This is a genomic window from Nocardiopsis kunsanensis DSM 44524 (assembly GCF_000340965.1).
Taxonomy (GTDB): domain Bacteria; phylum Actinomycetota; class Actinomycetes; order Streptosporangiales; family Streptosporangiaceae; genus Nocardiopsis; species Nocardiopsis kunsanensis.
The window spans coordinates 215,389-237,250 of record NZ_ANAY01000011.1; the positions used below are offsets into that span (position 1 = coordinate 215,389).

At 70.1% G+C, this 21,862-nt stretch carries 22 protein-coding genes; 9 read left to right on the plus strand and 13 right to left on the minus strand.

The genetic code is table 11. The features are described 5' to 3' along the window. Positions 1–26: 26 nt before the first annotated feature. A complete protein-coding gene (locus D456_RS0109720) occupies positions 27–869 on the minus strand; it encodes a hypothetical protein (protein WP_017575982.1) in 843 nt (280 codons plus the stop codon). Positions 870–2,823: 1,954 nt separating this feature from the next. Here D456_RS0109720 and rplM point away from each other — a divergent pair. The 6 genes from rplM (at position 2,824) to D456_RS0109750 (ending at position 8,107) form a co-directional block, all read left to right on the plus strand. Continuing rightward, complete coding sequence (gene rplM / locus D456_RS0109725; protein ID WP_017575983.1) at positions 2,824–3,273, plus strand: 50S ribosomal protein L13; 450 nt, start codon at positions 2,824–2,826, stop codon at positions 3,271–3,273. 37 nt (positions 3,274–3,310) lie between these two features. After that, the gene (gene rpsI / locus D456_RS0109730; protein WP_017575984.1) at positions 3,311–3,820 is read left to right on the plus strand and encodes a 30S ribosomal protein S9; all 510 of its coding nucleotides are present in this window, start codon (positions 3,311–3,313) and stop codon (positions 3,818–3,820) included. A gap of 161 nt (positions 3,821–3,981) precedes the next feature. Continuing rightward, positions 3,982–5,319, plus strand: a complete 1,338-nt coding sequence (gene glmM / locus D456_RS0109735; protein ID WP_017575985.1) for a phosphoglucosamine mutase — start codon at positions 3,982–3,984, stop codon at positions 5,317–5,319. Positions 5,320–5,432: 113 nt separating this feature from the next. Next, entirely contained in the window at positions 5,433–6,455 is a 1,023-nt protein-coding gene (locus D456_RS0109740) for an ROK family glucokinase (protein WP_017575986.1), read from the plus strand. A gap of 104 nt (positions 6,456–6,559) precedes the next feature. Continuing rightward, positions 6,560–7,333 (plus strand): SDR family oxidoreductase, encoded by a 774-nt coding sequence (locus D456_RS0109745; RefSeq protein WP_017575987.1) that lies wholly within the window; start codon positions 6,560–6,562, stop codon positions 7,331–7,333. Between the two features lie 9 nt (positions 7,334–7,342). Next, positions 7,343–8,107 carry a crotonase/enoyl-CoA hydratase family protein gene (locus D456_RS0109750; RefSeq protein WP_017575988.1) on the plus strand — a complete coding sequence of 255 codons (765 nt, stop codon included), beginning with the start codon at positions 7,343–7,345 and terminating at the stop codon, positions 8,105–8,107. A gap of 533 nt (positions 8,108–8,640) precedes the next feature. On the opposite strand, the gene D456_RS0109755 is transcribed toward D456_RS0109750, so the two are convergent. Then, positions 8,641–10,767 (minus strand): acyltransferase family protein, encoded by a 2,127-nt coding sequence (locus D456_RS0109755; RefSeq protein WP_017575989.1) that lies wholly within the window; start codon positions 10,765–10,767, stop codon positions 8,641–8,643. A 589-nt stretch (positions 10,768–11,356) separates the two neighbouring features. Here D456_RS0109755 and D456_RS0109760 point away from each other — a divergent pair. Further along, positions 11,357–12,421 carry a CDP-alcohol phosphatidyltransferase family protein gene (locus tag D456_RS0109760; RefSeq protein ID WP_017575990.1) on the plus strand — a complete coding sequence of 355 codons (1,065 nt, stop codon included), beginning with the start codon at positions 11,357–11,359 and terminating at the stop codon, positions 12,419–12,421. Between the two features lie 98 nt (positions 12,422–12,519). Here D456_RS0109760 and D456_RS0109765 read toward each other — a convergent pair whose 3' ends face one another. After that, a complete protein-coding gene (locus D456_RS0109765; protein WP_230479956.1) occupies positions 12,520–12,768 on the minus strand; it encodes a hypothetical protein in 249 nt (82 codons plus the stop codon). Between the two features lie 178 nt (positions 12,769–12,946). On the opposite strand from D456_RS0109765, the gene D456_RS0109770 reads away from it, so the two are divergent. Beyond that, positions 12,947–13,411 (plus strand): flavodoxin family protein, encoded by a 465-nt coding sequence (locus D456_RS0109770; protein ID WP_017575992.1) that lies wholly within the window; start codon positions 12,947–12,949, stop codon positions 13,409–13,411. A gap of 76 nt (positions 13,412–13,487) precedes the next feature. Here the strand turns inward: D456_RS0109770 and D456_RS0109775 are convergent, their stop codons facing one another. From D456_RS0109775 to D456_RS0109815, 9 genes are all read right to left on the minus strand, one after another. Next, positions 13,488–15,065 carry a polyamine aminopropyltransferase gene (locus D456_RS0109775; RefSeq protein WP_017575993.1) on the minus strand — a complete coding sequence of 526 codons (1,578 nt, stop codon included), beginning with the start codon at positions 15,063–15,065 and terminating at the stop codon, positions 13,488–13,490. A 40-nt stretch (positions 15,066–15,105) separates the two neighbouring features. Then, a complete protein-coding gene (locus tag D456_RS0109780) occupies positions 15,106–15,534 on the minus strand; it encodes a DUF350 domain-containing protein (protein WP_017575994.1) in 429 nt (142 codons plus the stop codon). Positions 15,535–15,592: 58 nt separating this feature from the next. Further along, positions 15,593–15,961, minus strand: a complete 369-nt coding sequence (locus D456_RS0109785; RefSeq protein ID WP_308433785.1) for a hypothetical protein — start codon at positions 15,959–15,961, stop codon at positions 15,593–15,595. A gap of 19 nt (positions 15,962–15,980) precedes the next feature. Continuing rightward, complete coding sequence (locus tag D456_RS0109790) at positions 15,981–16,487, minus strand: DUF2617 family protein (RefSeq protein ID WP_017575996.1); 507 nt, start codon at positions 16,485–16,487, stop codon at positions 15,981–15,983. Between the two features lie 7 nt (positions 16,488–16,494). Then, positions 16,495–17,100, minus strand: a complete 606-nt coding sequence (locus D456_RS0109795) for a DUF4178 domain-containing protein (RefSeq protein ID WP_017575997.1) — start codon at positions 17,098–17,100, stop codon at positions 16,495–16,497. A gap of 207 nt (positions 17,101–17,307) precedes the next feature. After that, a complete protein-coding gene (locus D456_RS0109800) occupies positions 17,308–18,162 on the minus strand; it encodes a sulfurtransferase (RefSeq protein WP_017575998.1) in 855 nt (284 codons plus the stop codon). A gap of 9 nt (positions 18,163–18,171) precedes the next feature. Then, positions 18,172–18,615 carry a hypothetical protein gene (locus D456_RS0109805; RefSeq protein ID WP_017575999.1) on the minus strand — a complete coding sequence of 148 codons (444 nt, stop codon included), beginning with the start codon at positions 18,613–18,615 and terminating at the stop codon, positions 18,172–18,174. Continuing rightward, on the minus strand, positions 18,608–18,970 hold the full coding sequence (locus D456_RS0109810; RefSeq protein ID WP_026115730.1) for a hypothetical protein: 363 nt from the start codon (positions 18,968–18,970) through the stop codon (positions 18,608–18,610). Before D456_RS0109810 ends, D456_RS0109805 begins: the two co-directional genes overlap by 8 nt. 192 nt (positions 18,971–19,162) lie before the next feature. Next, positions 19,163–19,594: a hypothetical protein gene (locus D456_RS0109815; RefSeq protein WP_017576001.1), complete on the minus strand. Its 432-nt coding sequence runs from the start codon at positions 19,592–19,594 to the stop codon at positions 19,163–19,165. Between the two features lie 148 nt (positions 19,595–19,742). Between D456_RS0109815 and D456_RS0109820 the strand changes: the two genes are divergently transcribed. Further along, on the plus strand, positions 19,743–21,263 hold the full coding sequence (locus D456_RS0109820) for a bifunctional ADP-dependent NAD(P)H-hydrate dehydratase/NAD(P)H-hydrate epimerase (protein ID WP_017576002.1): 1,521 nt from the start codon (positions 19,743–19,745) through the stop codon (positions 21,261–21,263). 47 nt (positions 21,264–21,310) lie between these two features. On the opposite strand, the gene D456_RS0109825 is transcribed toward D456_RS0109820, so the two are convergent. Beyond that, positions 21,311–21,796: an NUDIX domain-containing protein gene (locus D456_RS0109825; RefSeq protein WP_017576003.1), complete on the minus strand. Its 486-nt coding sequence runs from the start codon at positions 21,794–21,796 to the stop codon at positions 21,311–21,313. Between the last annotated feature and the right edge of the window lie 66 nt (positions 21,797–21,862).

The window sequence follows — 21,862 nt, forward strand, 5'->3', positions numbered from 1 at the left end:
CCCTGTCGTTTCTGCCGGACCGTTCCCTAGGAACGCTCGTCGGAGATCGAGGTGTGGAGTTCGTCCAGGAACCCGTCGCTGACGCTACGCAGCTCGGTGGCGTCCTCCGCGCCCTCTTCCCCTGACGCTCCGTCGGTGCCGAGGGAGAAGAGCACGTACCGCCCCCACGTAGCGCTGTTGCCGAACCCGCCGGCGTGGTCCAGGCCTTCGGCGGCCGTGCCTTCCTCGCCGGACAAGCCCGCGAACCACTGGGCGGCGACCAGGTCCTGTTCGCCCAGGACGGTCCCGGCCTCCTCCTCCGAGGGCATGGCGGCCACACCGACGGTCACCGCGCGTCCGTCGTCCTCGTTGAGGTAGGAGGCACGCACCAGCTGGCGGCAGTCGTTGCCCGAGAGCACCTCGCCGTACTCGCCGTGCGCGCCCTCGGTGCAGGCCTCCGTGTCGTCGACCGCGACCCGGTCGAAGTCACCGTTGTAGCCGTCGCTGCTCAGCGACACGGATTCGGGAAAGAGGGCTTCGGCGTCCAGGGCCTCGGGGTCGTCGTCCTCGTGCGCGACGGTCACGGCCTGGGCGCCGCCGGAGAACGAACCGCTGGAGGCGATGAAGTAGGCACCGCCCGCCGCTACGACGAGCAGTACCACGAAACCGCCGATCAGCAGGGCCTTGCGCTTGTCGGTGCCGGAGTCGCGGTTGCCGTTCCCCCTCTCGTGGTAGTCGTACTCGTCCATGCTCTGGACGTCGAACTGTGCGGTGTCGGCACCGTGGTCCTCGGGGGCCTCGTCACGGAAGAGCGGACGGTCGTCGCCGCGCCCGGACGACGGGACGGCGGCGAAGTTCTGGGTGGCGCCCATGGCTTCGGTCGGGAACACCGGCTCCTCGGAGGGTGTGTCACCGGGGCCGGGCCCCTGGGGGCCTCCGTGGGGCATGGGCGGCTGTGGGCCGCCGGGGCCGCCGGGGCCGCCGGGGCCGCCGGGGCCGCCGGGGCCGCCGGGGCCGCCGGGAGGCGGGCCCTGGGGAGCCCCGGGGCCCGTGGGCGCGCCGGGGGGTGCCGGGGGATGTCCGGGGCCTTGAGGGCCGGGCTGTGGGCCGGGGCCGTGCGGGCCCCGTGCACCCATCGGCGGGGGCGGGCCGCTCGGGGAGCCGGGGCCCATGGGGGCGTGCGGGCCGCTGGGCCCGTTGGGGGCGCCCGGGGGTGGTCCCTGCGGGCCGCTCGGGCCGCCTGGACCCTGTGGGGGACCGGGAGGCACGGGCGGCTGTCCGCCGCTCGGTCCCATGGGGCCCTGGGGGCTTCCGGGACCTCCGGGGCCTTGGGGGCCTCTGGGACCTTGAGGGCTTCCGTGGGGCATGGGCGGCGGGGGACCGACGGGTGCCCCGGGGCCTTGGGGGCCGCCCGGCCCCTGAGGCGCGCCGGGCTGCACGGTCTGGTGCGGACCGCTGGGTGGCTGGGGTCCGGGCCCCTGCGCGCCACCATGGTTCTGGGGGCCTCCCGGAGGCATGGGGGGCTGCTGAGGGCCTTCGGGGACGTGGGGTGCGCCCGGTGCGCCGAAGCCTTCCGGTGCTTGGGGGCGATGTGGCGTGTGCGGGCCGCTGGGACCGTCGTGGCCCTCGGGGTCCGGGGGGACGTTGCGATTCATGGCTTGGTGGGATCCGCTCGGGGTGTGGGGATGTCCGGGGCCATTGTGCCCCCTGGGAGGCACGGACCCGTAGGAGCCACCGGTCGGGCCCGCGGGGCCTTCGGAGGTGCTGTGCTCCGTGGGGACGGCGAACCCGCCGGTTCCGCTCCAGCCACCGGGTTCGGTGGGGGCGGCGGGGGCCTCTCCCCGGGGCGGCTGCGGTCCGCCGGGCGGGACGGGTGCGTACCCGCCCTCGGCCTCGGGGCCGACGGGACGGTCCCGCTGTTCGGCCGGTGTCTGTGCGGTGGTTCCTCCGGTGTCGGCCCACGGAGGCGTCGGGACCCCGGGCGCCGGAGGCTGCGCACCGGCGCCTTCGGTGCCGGCCCACGGGGGCTGCGGTCCGCCGGGCGGGACCGGCGCGTAACCTCCGCCCGGGAACACGTCGCCGGGGGTGCCGAGATCTTCCGGTGGGGGCGCCCCGCTACCACTGTGACCGCTCTCTCCCTCTCCGGTGGTGCCCGAGCGGCCGAAACCCCACGCGTCGGGCCCGGCGGACGTGAAACCATGTTCCTCGGCCTCCGAGCCCAGCAGGTCCCGGCCGTCACCGTGCTGCTGTCCGTCCGGACCGTTCTGCGGCGAGTGCGGATGCGTACTGATGAGAGTCTCCGAAGGCTCCGAGGGTGGAACGGAAGGCGCCCGTGCGTTCGGGCCGCAGGGGATACGGGATCGTGACGGGTGTCTCCGAAGGGGTGTAAGCGCCCGTCGTTCGGGGCAAAGAGCGGCCTTTCGGTGCCAAGGGTAACCAACACCCGGCCGAGAACAGGACGAAGCACTTCTGACGGCAGGCATAATAAAAGGCGGAGAGGTCACGCACGTGGCCCCGGGTCCGTACTATGGAGTGCGGACGTGGTCCTGCGCGGGACACCTGGATTCGTTTTGACCTGTATCCGGGTAGCCGAGTAGGATGTTCCGTCGTTGTGCGTTGAGTTGCCGTGGGCCCCAGACACCGAGTCACAGGGAGCCGATCCACGCACCACCGTCTGCGCACTCATCACCGGAGTCGTCCTGAAAAGGCATGGGACATCCGGCCCAGTGACGGCCCCGCAACCGCGGGGAGTTCCCGGCCCCGCGCCCGCGGGGGTGTTCCGTAAACGAGTCCACCATCCCTACTGGGATGGGGCAGCCGACTGAAGAGCGAAGGCAAACGATCGTGCGCACATACAGCCCCAAAACTAGCGATGTCCAGCGTCAGTGGCACGTTGTCGACGCTACCGATCTCGTGCTCGGGCGTATGGCGAGCCAGGTTGCCACGCTGCTTCGGGGCAAGCACAAGCCCTACTACGCGCCCCACATCGACACCGGCGACTTCGTGATCGTCGTGAACGCCGACAAGGTCGCGCTGACCGGTAAGAAGCTGGAGCAGAAGCGCGCGTACCGGCACTCCGGTTACCCGGGCGGTATGCGTTCGGTCTCCTACTCGGATCTGATGGAGAAGAACCCCGAGCGCGCCATCGAGAAGGCCGTCAAGGGCATGCTCCCCAAGGGCTCTCTCGGGCGCCAGATGGGCAAGAAGCTCAAGGTGTACTCCGGCCCGGAGCACCCGCACCAGGCCCAGCAGCCGGTTCCGTTCGAGATCGGCAAGATCGAGCAGTCCGCCTAGGCGTTCGCGAGACTTTACAGGAAGTACGAGGAGAACCGTGGTCGAGCCCACCGGCATCGAAGACGTCGAGCAGGAGTACACCGAGAACCCGGAGGAATTCCCCTCCGAGTACACCAGCGAGTCCGACGAGACGGTCGCTGCCTATGTTCCCACCGCGTCCGGCCCCAGCGCCGGCACCGGCCGCCGCAAGAAGGCCGTGGCCCGTGTCCGTATCGCGCCCGGCACCGGTGAAGTCAAGGTCAACGGCAAGTCGCTCGAGGACTACTTCCCGGACAAGGTCCACCAGCAGGCCATCAAGGACCCGTTGGTCTCCCTCGGGTTCGACGGCGCTTACGACGTCTTCGCCCGCCTGAACGGCGGAGGCCCGAGTGGTCAGGCAGGGGCCATGCGCCACGGCGTCGCCCGTGCGCTGTCCTCCCTGGACCCGGAGAACAACCGCCCGACCCTCAAGAAGGCCGGTTTCCTCACCCGTGACGACCGCGAGGTCGAGCGGAAGAAGGCCGGTCTGAAGAAGGCGCGCAAGGCTCCCCAGTTCTCCAAGCGCTGATGCTCTTTCGCCGGCTCTTGCCCGGCTGAGCTGTGGCCCGTACGTCCTCCCCGCTCACGGGGACGGCGTACGGGTCTTTGTTTTTCCGGTGGCGTGTTTCCTGCCACCCCGAACTCTCCGGCGCCGTCGAGGAGGCGCCGATCTGGAAAGGGGCTGACGCTGTGGCTCGGCTGTTCGGAACCGATGGTGTACGCGGTGTCGCGGGTCAGGACCTGACTGCCGGCCTCGTACTGGACCTGTCCGTCGCGGCTGCGCGCGTGCTCACGGAGCGGCGTGAAGACCGGCGGCCCATGGCGGTCGTGGGCCGCGATCCGCGTGCCTCCGGTGAGTTCCTCGAGGCCGCCGTCGTCGCCGGGTTGGCCGGCACCGGGGTGGACGTGGTCCGGGCGGGCGTGCTGCCGACCCCGGCGGTGGCCCACCTCACCGGTGAACTCGGGGCGGACTTCGGTGTCATGCTCTCGGCCAGCCACAACCCCGCTCGTGACAACGGGATCAAGTTCTTCGCCGCGGGCGGCCACAAGCTCGCCGATGCCCTCGAGGACGAGATCGAGGGCATGCTCGGTGTGCCCTCCACCCCGGTCACCGGCGAGGACGTGGGACGCGTCACCGAGGCCATCGACACTGCCGAGCGTTACATCCAACACGTGGTCGGATCCCTGCGCCACCGTCTGGACGGGCTGAAGGTCGTCGTGGACTGCGCGCACGGTGCCTCGTGCACCGTCGCCCCCGAGGCTCTGCGCCGGGCGGGGGCCGAGGTGATCGCGATCGGTGACGCTCCCGACGGTCACAACATCAACGAGGGCCACGGCTCCACGCATCTGGACGCTCTTCAGGAGGCGGTGCGCCTGCACGGCGCCGACGCCGGTATCGCCAACGACGGTGATGCCGACCGCTGCCTGGCCGTGGACTCCGACGGAGAGGTCGTCGACGGGGACCAGATCCTGGCGATCCTGGCCACCGAACTGAAGGAGGCCGGACGGCTGGCCGAGGACACCCTCGTGGTCACGGTCATGTCCAACCTGGGCCTGAAACTGGCGATGAAGCGCGAGGGCGTGTCCGTGGTCGAGACGGCCGTGGGCGACCGTTACGTGCTCGAGGAGATGAAGCGTGGCGGGTTCGCGCTCGGTGGTGAACAGTCCGGCCATGTGATCCTGCTCGACCACGGCACCACCGGTGACGGGGTCCTGACCGGGCTGCACCTGCTGTCGGCGATCGCGCGCCGTGGCCAGGGACTGGCCGAACTGGCCAAGGTCATGACGCGCCTGCCGCAGGTGCTCATCAACGTCCCGGACGTGGACCGCACCAAGGTGGACGAGTCCGCACCGCTGTGGGCGGCCGTGCGCAAGGCCGAGGCCGGGCTGGGTGAGACCGGGCGGGTGCTGTTGCGCCCGAGCGGCACCGAGCCGAAGGTCCGTGTGATGGTGGAGGCACCCGAGGAGGAGCAGGCCCGCGCAGTGGCGGAGGAACTCGCCGGGGTGGTGCGCAAAGAGCTGTCCTGACGGACACACCGGCGAACGACGGAACGCGGCCGTACGGCTCCGGGAAGGGGCGGTGCGGCCGTTTCTCATGAGACCCATGGGGCGGAGACCGGGGACCGGGGAAGGGAACGGGCATGGTCACGGACACGTGGTTCGGTCAGGCGCTGACGATCGGTGTCGACATCGGCGGCAGCAAGGTCTCGGCGGGTGTGGTCACACCGCAGGGACGGGTCCTGGCGCATGTACGCACCGAGACCCCCCACCGCAGCAAGAGCCCCGGTGTGGTGGAGGAGACCGTCGTCGGGGTCGTCGACGAGCTCCGTGCCGCCCATCCGGTGCGTGCGGTCGGGGTGGGCGCGGCCGGTTTCGTGGACGAGTACCGTGCCACGGTCCTGTTCGCGCCGCACCTTTCGTGGCGGGGTGAACCCCTGCGGGACGCGCTCTCGGCACGGCTCGGCCTGCCGGTGGTGGTGGAGAACGACGCCAACGCCGCCGCGTGGGCCGAAGCACGTGTGGGTTCGGGGCGGGACTCCGACGACGTCGTGGTGGTGAACCTGGGGACCGGCATCGGTGGGGCGATCGTGCTCGGAGGGCGGTTGCACCGGGGCCGGTACGGGCTGGCCGGGGAGTTCGGGCACATGCGGGTGGTTCCCGGCGGGCACCTGTGCGAGTGCGGCAACCGCGGTTGCTGGGAGCAGTACGTGAGCGGTCATGCCCTGGCGCGGGAGGCCCGTTCGCTCGTGGCCGCGGGTTCCCCGGTGGCTCGCGCGCTGTCGGAAGCGGTCGGTGGTGACCCTTCACTGGTCACGGGTGTGCTCGTCGGTGAGCTGGCGGCCAAGGGCGACCGTGCCTGTATGGAGTTGACGGAGGATGCGGGGCAGTGGCTCGGCCTGGGGTTGGCCGATCTCGCGGCCGCCTTCGACCCGGAGGTCTTCATCGTGGGCGGCGGGGTCTCGGAGACGGGCGACCTGTTGTTGGGGCCGGCGCGCACGGCTTTCGAGCGCGGGCTCACCGGGCGCGGGCACCGGCCCGCGGCACGGATCGTGCCCGCGGCGTTGGGCAACGAGGCGGGGATCGTCGGCGCCGCCGATCTGGCGCGTGAAGGGCTGCCCCGGTGGTGTCAGGGCCGGGGTCAGCCCAGGTTGGGCCGGGGCTGACCCCGGGGCCGGGATGCACGGGAGAGCCTGGGACGTAGGGGTTACCCACAATTAACCGAACCCGGTTCTAGTGCGTGGGTCACACTCTCTGTAGAGTGCCTGCCATGGATCTCAACGGAATCTCCGCCCTCGTATCGGGCGGCGCGAGTGGCCTGGGTGAGGCCACCGCCAAGGAACTCGCCTCCGCCGGTGCAACCGTCGTCGTGGCCGACCTCAACGCGGAACGCGGCGAGGCCGTCGCCAAGGAGATCGGCGGTGTCTTCGTCAGCACCGACGTCTCTCAGGAGGACCAGGTCAAGGCCGCGGTCCAGGCCGCCGTCGACACCGGCAAGCCCTTCCGTGTGGCGGTCTCCTGTGCCGGCATCGGCTGGGCCACCCGGACCGTCGACCGCCACGGCACCCCTCACGACCTGGACTCCTACCAGAAGGTCATCCAGATCAACCTGATCGGTACCTTCAACGTGCTGCGCCTCTCGGCGGCCGAGATCGCCAAGACCGAGCCGATCAACGAGGACGGCGAGCGCGGTTCCGTCCTCAACACCGCCTCCCTCGCCGGCATCGAGGGCCAGGTCGGCCAGATCGCCTACTCCTCCTCCAAGGGCGGCGTCATCGGCATGACCCTGCCGGCCGCGCGCGACCTGGCGGCCGTCGGTGTCACCGTCAACACCATCGCCCCGGGCATCCTCGAGACGCCCATCTACGGTGACGGCCCGGGCTCGGAGGAGTTCAAGCAGAAGCTGGCCTCTCCGGTTCCCTTCCCCAAGCGCCTGGGTACCCCCGAGGAGTTCGGCAAGCTCGCCCGTACCCTGGTCGAGGTCAGTTACGTCAACGGTGAGGTCGTCCGTATCGACGGCGGCCTCCGGATGCCCCCGAAGTAGGAGGAACCCGTGTCCGACGAGGTTCTCTACAGCACAGAGGACGGCGTCGCCGTCATCACCATCAACCGTCCCGAGGCCAGGAACGCGGTCAACGCGTCCGTGGCCGCCCGGATCGCCGAGGCCCTCGACGACCTGGACTCACGCAACGACCTGACCGTCGGCATCATCACCGGCGCCGGCGGGACCTTCTGCGCGGGCATGGACCTCAAGGCCTTCATGAAAGGCGAGGTCCCGGTCGTGGAAGGGCGCGGGTTCGGTGGTTTCGCCGAGGCCCCGCCGAAGAAGCCCCTCATCGCCGCGGTCGAGGGCCATGCTCTGGCCGGCGGGTTCGAGGCGGTGCTGGCCTGTGATCTGGTCGTTGCCGCCGACGGTGCCGAGTTCGGCATCCCCGAGGTCAAACGCGGTCTGGTGGCCGGTGCGGGCGGTCTGCTGCGCCTGCAGCACCGCATCCCGCGCAACCTGGCCTCGGAGTTCGCCCTCACCGGTGACTTCGTGGGTGCCCAGCGCCTGGCCGACCTGGGGCTGGTCAACCGGGTCACCGGCAACGGCGGCGCGCTCGAGGGCGCCAAGGAGCTGGCCACGAGGATCAGCGCCAACGGCCCCCTCGCGGTGCGGGTGTCGAAGCAGATCATGGCGGCATCCGACGACTGGTCCACCGCCGAGATGTGGGACAAGCAGAACGAGCTGGCGGGCCCCGTCTTCGTCAGCCACGACGCGATGGAGGGTGCCGCGGCCTTCGCCGAGAAGCGGACCCCCAACTGGAAGGGCGATTGACGTCCTCCCCGGGGTGAGCCCTCGGGGATCCCTGCAGTCTTGTGGCTGTAGGCGCGGTGCGTCTCGCGGAGTCCGCCGGTTCCTGTTTCACCGGCCGGTGCCTCACCCGGAAGGGTGGTGGTCTTACCCGGCCTCCGCAGGCGTTCAGGGTCTCGGCCCGCCCGTCGGCGACCTGCCGACGGGTTCGGTTCTCATCCGCCGACAAGACAGCAGGTACACGGCCGAGAACCCACCGCGCAGATGAGAGCCGATTCACCTCCGGCCTGAAGGCCGGAGCGCTCTCGGACAAGACTGGTAGCACAACCGGAGCGTGGAACGAGGGGCGGTCGACAGTGGTCGGCCGCCCCTCGCGCTGTTGTCGCGAGGGCCCGGCGGCACATCGGGTCGGTCCGGTGCCCCGTTGGTCCCCAGCAGCGTGTCCTGACCGACTTCTCCCGGCTCGCACGGCCTCGGGTCGAAGGTCCGCTCGCAGCGGACCCGGGCAGCGCCGAGAGGGCACTGAGGCGACGAGAAGACCCACTCCTGCTCACGGCTCAGCTGTGCCGGGAGATCTCCTCAGCTGCCGAGGAACCCAGCGTTCCGTTCTCGGCCCGGTTCTCCTGGCCGGAGGCCTCCAACAGGTGCGGCTCCAGCGCAGCGGCCATCGATTCGGAGAAGGCGTAACTGAGGTGGTGCTCGTCGTAGTAGACGAGCTGGTTGCCGATGACGCCCTGGCAGGTCCCGTCCTGGCACAGGTATCCGGTGAGGTCGATGAAGCTCGTGTTGTCGGGAACCTCGGCCAGCTCGTGGAAGGGCGCGGTCCCGGCCATGGAGTCGTACTGGTCGGCCACGCACTCGGCGGCGCCCTCCTGGTCGACGCACTCGGGCACGTCGTAGCCGAAGCGCGGGGTGTCGCGGACGGCGATCATGTCGATGCCCATCCCGTCGAGCTGGTACCAGCGCTGTACGAAACCGTCGGGCACGTGCTCCTCGCCGTCCTCGTCGGAGTCGGTCAGGGAACCCAGGCCGAAGACCGCGTCGATGTCGCGGCTGTCCAGCTCGGCCATGACCTGTTGGTTCCACGTGGTGCAGTTGGGGTACTCCTCACCGGCGCGGTACTGCTCCTCGGGGCTGAACTGGCACGCGTTGCGCGTCATCATGACCATGTTCCAGCCCTGGCGTTCGGTGATGGTCCGCATCGCGTCGAACCAGTGGCGGACGTGGGAACTGCCCACGAGCGCGATGGTGAAGTCGGCGTCGGGGTCACCGAATTCGCACAGCACCATCTCCTCGTCCTCGGCCACGGCGTTGCAGTCGCTGGTTCGCTCGATGGTGTCCTCGGCGACCGTGGAGGTGTCGGGGTGGACGGGAAGGACCGGCAGTTCGGTCGCCAGCTCCTGGTCGAGGTGGACGGCGGCGCCCGGGTAGTGCATCGGGTTGGAGCTGAGTTCCAGGCGAAGGTCGCGGTTGCGGTCGATCTCCTGGCTCCACAGTGAGGTCGCCACCAGTACGGGCACGACGAAGAGCACTCCCGCGGCCAGTGACCAGATCGGGGCCTTGTACCGGGTGGTCACGCGGGTGATGCCGCCGTCGACGGCCCAGGTGGTGGCGACCGCAGCCACGAAGGAGACCGCCAGGACCATCAGGCCGCCGGTGAACGAGGGACGGACCCGGTCGGTGACCTCCAGGTAGAAGACCAGGACAGGCCAGTGCCACAGGAACAGGGGGAAGGCGCGCCCGCCCAGCCAGGGCAGGGGTTGCATGCTCAGCATGCGGTTGGCGGAAAAACGCCCGTTCCCGTTCCCACCGGAACCGGCGAGGATGATGAGCGCTGCCGCGGCGGTCGGCCACAGGGACGCGTAACCGGGGTAGTCCAGGGTGTCGCCGATGACCAGGCCGCAGGTCGCGAGTGCGGCCAGACCCAGCCATCCGGCGGCCCCGCGCAGCCGCGCGGGCAGGTTCAGGTAGGGGACCAGCAGGGCGAGCAGACCGCCCAGCGCCGGCTCCCACAACCGGGCACCGCTGTCGAAGTAGGCCCACACGGGCTCGTCGGCGGTGATCCGGACGGAGTACACGAAGGACCCCGCGGCGACCAGGGCGACCGCTCCGATGGCGACGGTGCGGATCCGCAGCCCCAGCCACACCGCGACCAGGCCCGCCGCGGTGATGAACAGCGGCCACACCAGATAGAACTGCCCCTGGATCGCCAGCGACCAGAAGTGTTGCGCCGGGCCGGCCGTGGAGTTCCCGGCCATGTAGTCGACGGCGCCGAAGGCCAGGTTCCAGTTGCCGTAGTACAGGAGTGAGGCCTGTACCTCGGTGATGATCTCGGTCCAACGCGAACGCGGCATGAACAGGTAGGACCCGAGGAGGATCGCGCCGAGCACGACCGCACTCGCGGGGGAGAGGCGTCTGGCGACCTTGCTCCAGTAAGCACCGAACCCGATCCGGTCGCCGCGTTCCAGGGTGCGCACCAGTGATCCCGTGGCGAGGAAGCCGGTGAGCAGCAGGAAGACGTCGACACCCCCGGAGACCGTGCCGAACCAGATGTGGTAAACGGCGATCAACAGGGCGGAGACGGCGCGCAACCCCTCGATGTCGGGACGGTGGCGACTCTTGGCCGACGGGGTCACCGGGGAGGAGAGCACGTCGGAGACGGGTCGCTGGGCAGGAGCGGGCACGGAACGACTCCAGGCTCGGAACAGAAGAGAACGTGGATGCGCCAAGCGGGCGGCGCTGTGCGCACAGGCCGAGAGAAGTGGTCGGCGTCCCTGAGGGGCCCGCAACTTCAGTATTGGGGCGGGGCATGACCACTCCGGAGGCAAGGGCACCCTTGTTGCCAACTCGAGATTCAATCTCTGTGGTCACGTAGCCCCCACAGTGCCCAGGTGAGTCCTGGGTCACCAGGGGCGGTGAGGTGGGTCCCCAGCCCGGTCCCTGTGCGGTTTTCTGTTGCTGCCTCGAGTGAGTGGACCCGAGCGGATCCCGTCGGCGGTGCTTGCCGGGAACCGGTACCGGCCCGCGGTGCTCGCCCGAGGGCCGGCCACGGCATGTTCCGGTCCCCGGGGGTAAGGCCGATGGCTTCGTTGCGTCATCTCGATGTCACGTTTCTGGCACTTTTTGTCCCACATGTCACCGGGGCGGGTTTTTCGGCCGTCATCTTTGTGGGTCCCGCGGTGCCGGCCGTTCGCGAACAACCCCCGCGACGGTCGGCCCGACATCCTCCCGAGACCGTGTCCTACCCTCGACCTGCCTCATGGAGGTCCACGTATGAGCACGTTCACGCTCGCCGATGTCCGCGAGCGGACTTACAAGCCCCGGGACTCCTGGTGGACGGTCTGGCTCGTCGACCCCCTCGCCTCGCGCCTGGTGACCTTCGTCGCGAACCGGACCTCGATCACCCCGAACCAGATCACGCTCTCGGCCCTGTTCCTGGGCCTGATCTCGGCCGTCTGTTTCTTCCTGGGCGACTGGTACTGGCTGATCACCGGTGCCGCGCTGTTCCATCTGAGCTTCGTGCTCGACTGCATGGACGGCAAGGTCGCCCGCCTCAAGGGCAACGGCTCCGTCTTCGGGAGCTGGCTCGACTACGTCTTCGACCGCATCAGGGTCCTGATCTGCGCCATCGCGCTGATGGGCGGCCAGTTCCTGCAGAGCGGCGACCCGGTCTTCCTGTGGTTCCTGCTGGGCATCGTCTTCACCGACATGTTCCGCTACCTGAATTCACCGCAGATGGCCAAGGTGCGCTCGGCCATGCGCCGCCACATCGCCCAGGCCATCCGAGAAGTGGAGGAGAACACCGAGGGCGACACCAGCGGGGTGCGCCGTGCGGCCGGTTCCTTCAGCAGTGACGAGAACGGTGCCGAGCACCTGGGCGACGACGACGCCAGTGTCTCCATCGGCGGCTCGGAGCGGGTCAACGCGCCCAGCGCAGCCACCCACTACGCCGAACCCGACCAGGTCGCCCAGCCGACCGCCACCAGCAAGGCCAAGGAGCTGCAGAGCACCACGCTGCAGAAGGGGTTCGACCGCCGTTTTCCCTGGTACCGGCAGCTGCGCGACTCCCTGCGTGCCAACCGCATCCGTCCGCACCTGTTCAGCGGCATCGAGTACCAGATGGGGGTCTTCATCGTCGCGCCGCTGGTGGGCGTGTTTTCCCTGACAGGCATGCTCGTGGCCATTGCGGCCTCGGCGGCGCTCATGTTCGCCTTCGAGGTGCTGATCATCTACAAGCTGTGGCTGTCAGTGCAGGAGTTCACCCGCGTCACCCGCGACATCAACGCCGCGCTGATCTCCTTGGAGGAACGTCGGCGCGAGAACACCGAGGTGTCCTGAGGCAGGGAGACGGACGCGGGGGTGCCGCACGTGCGGCACCCCCGCGCCGGGGCAGCTCCGAGGAGGCCGGGGCCTCCGGGTCGGCGGGCCGAGGGATGTCACTCGGGAAGGTTCCGGACCACCCCGCCGTCCTGCAACCGACTGCGTTCGTCGTCGGCGGCTTCGGGCGCAGCGAACACGAACGCGACCAGGGCGGCCAGCCCCAGTCCGATCACGAGCAGCCCGCCACAGCCGAGGCTGACCCACAGCCATGGTGCGGCCCGGGGCCCGCCCCTGGGAGTGGGCCCGCCGCCTTCGAGCGATGCGGGTCTGTCGGAGGACGGTTCCTGCGAGGGCTCCTGGTTCATACGCCCCGGCTCCCTGTCGACGGGGACACCGCTGGCGGGGCCGGTGCCCCGCCACAGGCGCATACCCAGGTTCCACGCCCCGTACGCCCCCGCGCAGGTCGTACGGGGTTCGGGCCCCGTACGGAACCGACGGGGAGGGGAGGAACGCCTCCGGGCGTGTGCGGCCTAGGGTGGGGCCATGGCACGGCTGCTCATTGTTCACCACACCGTCTCGCCCGCCACGCAGGAGATGCTCGACGCGGTCCTGGAAGGCGCGCACACCGACGACATCGAGGGTGTGGAGGTACACGTCCGCGCCGCCCTGGCCGCCGGCCCGGCGGAGCTGCTCGCCGCCGACGCCCTCCTCCTCGGTACCCCCGCCAACATCGGATACATGTCCGGTGCGCTCAAGGACTTCTTCGACCGCAGTTACTACACCGCCCGGAACGACACCCAGGGCCTTCCCTACGCCCTGTACGTGCACGGCGACAACGACACCTCCGGCGCCGTCCGGGCAGTGGAGTCCATCTCCAAGGGCATGGGTTGGGAACGCCACCGCCCGCCGGTGACCGTGACGGAACGCCCCGGTGCCGAAGCGCGCGAGGCCTGTTGGGAACTGGGCGCCGTCACCGCGCTCGCGGCACTCGAGCGCGCCCAGGGCTGAGCCTGCGTCGGGGCCGAAGCCCCTCGGGCCGGGGCCGCCGGCACGCTCCGGCCGCGCGAGCCCGGTGACAGCGGGCTCAGTACCCGCGCCAGGCGCCCTGGTGATAGCCGATGATGCGCGGGTGCATCATCGTGGAGGCCTCCGCCGCATGCTCCTCTTCCCTGCGGTCCTTCGGGAAGACCTGGGCGGCGGCGAGCAGCTCTTCGTCCAGGAACTCCAGAGCGGGTGCGTCCTCGGGCACCTCCAGCTCCGGTTCTCCCTCGGGCGAGGCGAGGTAGAAGCCCCAGTCGCCGAAGGTGGGAACGTCCACGTGGTAGGGCACCGGAGCGAGCTCGGCGTCCTCCAGCGAGTGGCCCACGCTCCAGTACGCCTCGGGCGCGAAGTACGGTGAACCGGCCTGTACGACCAACCGTCCGTCCTCGGCCATGCGCTCGCGCACCAACGAGTAGAACTCGACCGTGTACAGCTTCGAGGTCCCCACGTCCTCACCGTCGGGCAGGTCGGCGACGACCGCGTCGAACTGCTCGGGTTGCTCGCGCAGCCACTGGAACGCGTCGGCGTTGACGACCTCCACACGCGGGTCCTCGAAGGAGTTCTCGTTGAGTTCGCGGATGACGGGTTCTTCGACGGCCAGGTCCACCACCGCCGGGTCCAGGTCGACGACGGTGACGCTCTCGACGTCGTCGTACTCCAGGATCTCGCGCAAGGCCAGCCCGTCGCCGCCGCCCAGCACGAGTACGTTCTCCCGCGGGCCGTCCATCCCCGGGTGGATGAGCGACTCGTGGTACCGGTACTCGTCCAGGGTGGAGAACTGCAGGCTCCCGTTGAGGAACAGGCGCAGGTCCTTTCCGTCGATCGACCTGGTCAGGACGACCTCCTGGTACTCCGAACGTTCGGCGTGCACGATCGGGTCCCGGTACATGGCCTGGCGGGCGTCGACCTCGAACTGCTCGGAGTACAGGTAGGCCAACCCCAGCGCCGCGACGATCACGCTCAGCCCCGCCCCGAGGCCCACGTAGGAGCGTCGGCTCAGGTCGTGGCGGAACAGCCACAGCACCACGGTCACACCCACGATCGCGTTGAGCAGACCCACCGCGAGCGCACCCTTGGGCAGACCCAGGACGGGCAGCAGCAGGAACGGGAACGCCAGGCCGCCGATGAGCCCGCCCACGTAGTCGGCGGTGAACAGGTCCGCGACCGCCTCGGACGCCTCCTGCCTGCGGATGCGCTGGATCAGCGTCATCAGCAGGGGGATCTCCATGCCGATGAGCACACCGATGACGAACGACAGCAGTATCAGCGCCGGCTGGTAGGCGGAGAACCACGCGAAGGCCGCGTACAGCAGCAGCACCGACAGACCGCCGATGAGGGAGAGCAGGCCTTCGATGACGGCGAACGACAACGCGGGACGGTGCTGGAACCGTTTGGACAGCAGCGAGCCCACACCCATCGCGAACACCATCACCGACAGGACCACGGAGGCCTGGGTGATGGTGTCGCCGAGGAGGTAACTGCCGATCGCGACGAGGGCGAGCTCGTACACCAGACCGCAGGCGGCGCAGATGAACACCGCCGTCATCACGAAGAACCGGGCCGCGCGTGGGTGGATCGGAAGTCTGGTCCGTGGGCCTGTCGGTGGCTCGGTCTCGGTCACGTCGGGATGCTTCTTTCGGAAAGGGGAGCCTCGGGAGGCCTCAGGAGATGGCGGCGGCCACCACCAGAGCGATGGACAGGTGGGCGGTGGCGCTCACCCAGGTCGCGGGGTGGAACTCGGAACTGGCGATGACGGCCCTCACGCTGGTCGGGGTGACCAGGTCGATGAGCAGGAACGAGGCAGCCATCACGGCGAGGCCGATGAGCCCGAACACGGAGGTGGAGAGCAGACCGGCGCCCAGACCGAGCTCGGAGTAGCTGGACAGGATCGCGGACACGACCACCACGGCGGCGCCCAGGGTATTGGCCGACACCAGCAGAACCGCGTTGGGGTTGCGTTCCTCCCAGATCAGTTTATGCAGTTTGCCGGGGGTGAGCAGATCGGTGATCAGGTAGCCGAGCAGCATGATGGCTGTTCCGACCGCACCGTAGCCGAGCGCGTACAGGGAGCTGGTGAGGATCTCGTTCATCGAATCGGTCCAAGGAAGAGGTCGGCCGTGTCGGGAGCATGTGCCCCGACACAGCAGCCTACTTGCCGGTCCCGGTTCCGCCCCCGCGGGTGCTGCTTCCGCTGCCGCCGCTGTCGTTGGAGCTACCGCCGCCACCGAAGAAGAAGAAACCGCCGCCGCCACCGCTGCTGCTACCGCTACCGCTGCCGTTGCAGTCGTCCGCTGCCGGGGAGGCCGTCGGGGACGGAGAGATCGTCGGAACGGGGGAGGCCGTGGGGGACGGGGAGGCCGCTGCGTTCGAGTTGTTGTCCCGGCGATCGCAGTCGTCGTCCGAGCTTCCTCCGCACGCGGAGAGCAGCAGGGTCAGGGCCAGTGCCCCTCCGCACAACAGGGAGGTCTTGATCTTGTTCGATCGGGGCGCTGGGGCCCCGCGCATGGGGTCGACCATGATGGGCATCCTCGAAATCTCAGGGGATCAGTGTGGCGGCGGTGGTCACCAACTCGCCACTCTGCGGATATACGTGCCAGGTGGTCCATCGCACCGGCCCACCCTGCTCGGAGGACAGGTGCAGTGCGGTCACCGCGATCGGGTCCCCCGGGAAAGTGACCAGGAGCCCGCCGGATGTGTCGGCCACCTCGCGGTGCAGGACATCCACCCGGCGGGTCAGGTCGGAGTGGGAGAGGTTGTGCACGGACGACGAGAACCGGTAGTGGCCCGCTGGGGTCTCGGTGGGATCACCCTGCTCGGGCAGACCCCCTTCCACACCGGGCAGACAGGCCACCGTCTCCACCAGCTCACCGTTCGCCGACCGTACGACGGCCTGATGGGAAGCGCCCAGAACCCGGAGTTCGACCGTGGCCCCGCGCACCCGGCAGGTGCGGGTGGCCAGCGGTTCGACCACCGGGTGGTCCAGGGTCCACACCAGGTCGTCGGCCTTGGTGTCGACGAAGGGCGCGCTGATGTTCGTGTGCACGGTCTGCTCAGCTCCCGGGATAGATGGTGAAGGTGCCGGGCATGATCGGCTTCCCGGTGCTGGCCTCCCAGCTGCCGTGGTCGAAACGCTCGAAGGACAGCAGGCTGCCGTCGTCCGCTTCGTAGTCGACGTAGTCGAGGCCGCCCTCGGGCCTGAGGCCCGTGGTGCCCTCGGAACGGTAGGAACCGGTGCCCTTCTCCTGGAGCTTGTAGACGGTGCCCTCGACCTCCATGCTCCTGCCCTGGGGCACGAGGTCGAGGTCGGGACGGGCGGCCCACAGGGACAGCTGCAGGTCGGGGTCCTCCTCGACCGCCAGCCAGCGGCGGCCGCCCTCGACCTCCAGGAAGTGTTCGGCCCACACCGCTCCACCCTCGGACAGACGCAGCGAGCCGCGGATCCAGGTGCGTTCGTGGCCCCAGTCGATCATGTCGCCGGCCTTGACACCGCGGGGGTCGCCCTCGGTCTCGGTGGTTGTGGCGAAGGGGTCGGCCGGGCCGGACGTTTTGACGGGCTCTTGGCTCTGTTGTGTCTTCGCGCGCTGTTTGTAGAGCATGATCCCCACGACGATGGCAACGACGAGCAGGATGACTAGCAGCACGAATTCGATGGTCAAGGTTCCTCGTTTCGTGGTCTTACGCGTTGAGCGTGGGGGCGACCAGGGGGCAGGGGGTCGCTGGGTCGGCCGCGTGGCCGCGGCACTGTCCTGTACTGGGTCGGATGCCGGAGAACGGCTTTCGGTTCCGTTCGTGACCTGATCGGGACAGAAGAAATCGCCCGACGGGGAACTTCCCACGGACGGTGCCCGTTGGAGATGGCCCCGTCACCTCAGGTGTGGATCTCCGGTCTCCACTGGCAGGCTCTCGTCACTTCCCCAGCGGCTCCAGGACCCCGGGTACAAACGTGCGCCGACCACACCCGCGTGCTCGAGGGCGAGCAGGTCATGGCAAGCGGTCACTCCAGAACCACAATAGGCGGTGACCGTTTCGGCCGTGTCAGCGCCCAGGGCGGAGAAGCGTTCCCACAGGATCTCGGGGGCCGCGAGGAACCCTTCGCTGTCGAGGTTGTCCTGCCAGGTGGCGCTGCGGGCACCCGGGACATGGCCGGGGCGGGCGTCGACAGGGGCGGGCTGCTCGCCGGTGTAGCGGCCGTACGTACGGGCGTCGAGGAGCAGGTGCCCGGGGTCCCCGATGCGCGAACTCACGGTCCCGGTGCCGGCGACGCGGTCGGACGGCCAGGGCACGGGTGTGCGCCCGGCGGGTACGGGGGTGACCTCACCGGTCTCCAGAGGGCCTTCCCAGGCCTGGACACCGCCGTCGAGGAAGGCTGCCGGGGTTCCGAGCACGCGCAGCATCCACACCAGTCGCGCAGCCACCGAGCCGCCGGCGTCGTCGTAGGCGACCACAGCGGACCGGTCGCCGACACCGAGGCGGCCCAGGGCGGTGGCGAAGTCCTCGGGGGAGGGGAGCGGATGGCGGCCTCCCTCGGAATTCGCGGGCGCAGCGAGGTCGGTGTCGACGTCGGCGAAGACCGCGCCCGGCAGGTGACCGCCGAGGTGGGCATCCCGTCCGGAACGGCCGTCCAAGTACCAGCGTGTGTCGACGACGACCACACGGTCGCGGTGGTCGCGCAGCCAGTCGGCCGACACGGCCACGGGCAGGTTCTGGGGTTGGCTCATGAACCCAGCTTAGGAGGCGGGTGGTGTCTCTCGCCGATCCTCGCTGTGGACCTTGAGGATCCACCACAGGCCCAGGACCGGCAGGGCCAACGGGATGAACAGGTATCCGCTGCCGAAGTTCGACCAGACCGTGTCGTCGGGGAAACCCGCGCTCCAGAACACCGTCAGTGCACCGACGGCGAGTACACCTGCCGTCTCCACGGACACGCACACCAGCGCGACCATGCGGGAGGTGCGCCCTGCCCGGGCCAGCCCGACGGCGGCCACGAAGTACAGGGCCCCGGCGAGCACCGACAACCCGTAGGCCAGCGGTGCCTCGTCGAACCGGGTGAGAAGTTGGTAGGTACCGCGTGCGGTGGCGGCCAGGGCGAAGACCGCGTACACGGCCACGAGCAGGCGTCCCGGGCCGGAGCGCAGCGTGGTACCGGTCGTGGTCGCGGCGGTCTCAGACAACGGGGCTCCAGAGCTGCTCGATGCGGACCAGCAGCACGGGGAGGACGAAACACGCGAAGGCGATGACGGCCGGTCCCCACTTGCTGCGTTCCATGAAACCCCACACCGCGCAGGCGGGCGGCAGGAGGGCGATGGTGGCCAGGTAGGAGATCAGCATGGGGAGTTCGTCGGGGCGGTCACCGCCGACCATGGTGGCGACGGCGGCTCCGACCTGGCCGAGGACGAGCAGCCACAGCACGCCCATGCCGATGAGGTGGGGGACCAGCATGGGCCGGTCCTGGAAGAAGGAGACCAGACACCAGACGGCCACGCCCAGCGACACCATCTGGATCGTCATGGTGAGCCAGTCGACCACGCCGCCTCCGTTCCAGAGAACCACACGTCCGCCCGTGTCAGCGGTCCGCTCCTGCCAACGACACAGCGTAGTACTTTGCGGCCACCGTCCGGTACGGGGGTGCGGGCCCCTGGCAGTTCCGGCACATCGAGAGTGCGCGCGGCCGGACACCGACAGCCGGTTCAGGTGGAGGGCGGCCTGACACCGAAGGGGTCAGTGGCGCCAGGTGAAGACGTCGGCCTCTGCGGAGACCAGCTGTGCGTCGGAGGCCCCGAACTGCGCCACCTGCACCCCGACCCAGTGGCCGACCGCGAGGGCGCCCTTCCAGTGGTAGGTGAAGCGGCCGTGCCCGGCGGAGTGCACCGTCCCCAGGGCCGGGCGCTCGCGCCGGATCCGGCCGCCCTGCTCCCCGGCAGGCTCGAACTCCGCCGCACGCAACTGCACTTCGGTCCCGGGGGTGGTTCCACGCAGGACCACACCCACGGAGAGGTCGTAGAGCACGCCGCCGAGGGCCTCGGGACCCGTCCCGGCCAGGGCGGAGATCGAGACCAAGCCGTCGTCACGCCGGTCGAAGCCGACGTCGTGCCACTCACCAGGGCGGAGCTGGAGTTCGCTGGACCTGACGAAACAGTGGTGTCCGGGCATCGCTGTCCTCCTCGCGAGCGGGCGTGGGCACCGCCAGCATGGCCGCCGAAGGGTGCGGTGGCAATGACCGGCCTGCGTGTGTGGCGGTGCCGGAGGCCGGTGGTTGCTGCGGGACGATGGATGACCGACCGATCCCGGAGGTGGAGCCGTGCTCAACGCGCACACTGTCGACGTCGTCCGCGAAGCCGAGGGCGCCCTCATGGCGCGTCTGCCGGAAGGGACGCTCATGCGCCGGGCCGCGACCGGTCTTGCGGTGGAGTGCGCCCGACTGTTGCCGTCGGTGTACGGGGCACGCATCGTGCTCATGGTCGGCAGCGGCGACAACGGCGGCGACGCCCTGTACGCCGGGGCCGGCCTCGCCCGGCGCGGCGCCATGGTCCGTGCCCTGACCGCCGGGTCGCGGGTGCACGATGCGGGCGCGGCGGCGCTGCGTGCGGTGGGCGGACGTGTGCGGGCCTTCACCGGTTCCGGGGCCGACGGCGCGGACCTGTTCGGCGCGGACCTGATCGTCGACGGGCTGCTCGGTATCGGTGGACGCGGCGGGCTGCGCGAACCCCACGCGGAACTCGCCGCCCAGGCGGCCAACGCACCCGCGCCCGTGGTGGCGGTCGACCTGCCCAGCGGGATCGACGCCGACACCGGTGAAGTGGCCGGGCACGCGGTGCGCGCCGACCTCACCGTCACCTTCGGTACCCACAAACCGGGTCTCTTCATCGACCCCGGCTCCGAACGGGCCGGACGGGTGCGGCTGGTCGACATCGGGCTCGGCCCCGAGCTGCCGGGGTCGGACGTCCTGCGTCCACAGGCTGTGGACATCGCCGGGCTCCTCCCGGGATCCGGGGCCGAGGCCGACAAGTACCGCCGGGGCGTACTCGCGATCCGCGCCGGATCGGACCGTTTCCGGGGCGCCGCCGTGCTCGCAGTGGGCGGCGCGCTGCGCACCGGTGTGGGCATGGTCAAGTACGGCGGTCCCGAGCGTGTGACGGACCAGGTGCTCGCACGCTGGCCCGAGACCGTCGCCGTTCCGTTGGACCCGCGCCGGAGCACCGACCTCGGTCCCGGGCGAGCGGCCGCCGTCGTCGTCGGCTCCGGGCGCGGCACCGACTCCGGCGAGGCCGACGAGCTGGAGGCCGTACTCGACAGCGACCTCCCGGTACTCGTGGACGCCGACGGGCTCACCCTGATGTCCGGGAAGGACGGCCGCGGCCTCGCCGACCGGGTACGGGACCGCTCCGCACCGACCCTGTTGACCCCGCACGCCGGGGAACTCGCCCGTTTGCTGGGTGACGTGGACCGCGGGGACGTGGAGGCCCGCCGCCTGGAGCACGCCCGCCGCGCCGCCCGCTCCTTCGGGTGCGCGGTGCTCCTCAAGGGCTCGACCACGGTGATCGCGCACCCGGACGCGCCGGCCGTCGTCAACCCCACCGGAACCCCGCTGCTGGCCAGCGCCGGAACCGGGGACGTGCTCTCCGGGGCGGTCGGCGCGCTGCTGGCGAGCGGTGTCCCGGTGGTGGAAGCGGCCCTGTGCGGTGCCTACCTGCACGGGCGTGCCGCACGGTTGGCGCACGGAGGGGCGCCGATCAGCGCATCGGACCTGCTGGACGGGCTCCCGCTCGCCATCGCCGAGGCCCGCCGTGCCGGTCGCCCCGGGGACCACCACGAGGGCTGACCCGGGCACGCCCCGGGGCGCCCCTCCGGCCTGCGGAGCGGTCCGGGTCAGAGCCCGCGGAGCGCGTCGAGGCCGCGCCGGACGATGTCGGTGATGAAGTAGTCGCCGGGGTCGCGCTCGTCGCGCAGCCGGTACACGAGTGAGTCGTCCACCCACATGTACTCGGTGTGTTTGTCCTGCTCCAGCTGTGGGGCCTGCAGGTCCCCCTCGACCCGCACCAGGTAGTCGACCTCGTGGCGTGTGAGCCCGTCGCCCGGATCCCAGTCGATGGTGAACAGTTCGGCGAGGACCTCGCTCACACGCCACCCGGTCTCCTCGGTGACCTCTCTGGCCAGGCCCTGGAGCATGGACTCGCCGGGCTCGACGTGCCCGCCGACGATGTCCCAGCAGTGCGGGAAGACCTTGCGGTGGGGCGATCGCCGTTGTGTGAACACCCGTCCCCGGGGATCGGTGATCACCGCGCCCGCCACGTAGGTTCGGCCGTCGGAGGTGTCGGGGAACGTGATCCCCGGCGCGACCGTGATCCTGTCCATCCTGCTCCTCACTGCTCGTGTGCCCCGGTCAGCCTAGGAGAGATCGCAGGTGTGGGAGGACCGCAC

Coding starts and splice junctions, on each gene's coding strand:
- D456_RS0109740 (WP_017575986.1), top strand. CDS start 5,433: ATGGTCACGGACACGTGGTTCGGTCAGGCGCTGACGATCGGTGTCGAC.
- D456_RS0109770 (WP_017575992.1), top strand. CDS start 12,947: ATGGCACGGCTGCTCATTGTTCACCACACCGTCTCGCCCGCCACGCAG.
- D456_RS0109760 (WP_017575990.1), top strand. CDS start 11,357: ATGAGCACGTTCACGCTCGCCGATGTCCGCGAGCGGACTTACAAGCCC.
- D456_RS0109780 (WP_017575994.1), bottom strand. CDS start 15,534: ATGAACGAGATCCTCACCAGCTCCCTGTACGCGCTCGGCTACGGTGCG.
- D456_RS0109765 (WP_230479956.1), bottom strand. CDS start 12,768: ATGAACCAGGAGCCCTCGCAGGAACCGTCCTCCGACAGACCCGCATCG.
- D456_RS0109785 (WP_308433785.1), bottom strand. CDS start 15,961: ATGGTCGACCCCATGCGCGGGGCCCCAGCGCCCCGATCGAACAAGATC.
- D456_RS0109800 (WP_017575998.1), bottom strand. CDS start 18,162: ATGAGCCAACCCCAGAACCTGCCCGTGGCCGTGTCGGCCGACTGGCTG.
- D456_RS0109815 (WP_017576001.1), bottom strand. CDS start 19,594: ATGCCCGGACACCACTGTTTCGTCAGGTCCAGCGAACTCCAGCTCCGC.
- D456_RS0109825 (WP_017576003.1), bottom strand. CDS start 21,796: ATGGACAGGATCACGGTCGCGCCGGGGATCACGTTCCCCGACACCTCC.
- D456_RS0109745 (WP_017575987.1), top strand. CDS start 6,560: ATGGATCTCAACGGAATCTCCGCCCTCGTATCGGGCGGCGCGAGTGGC.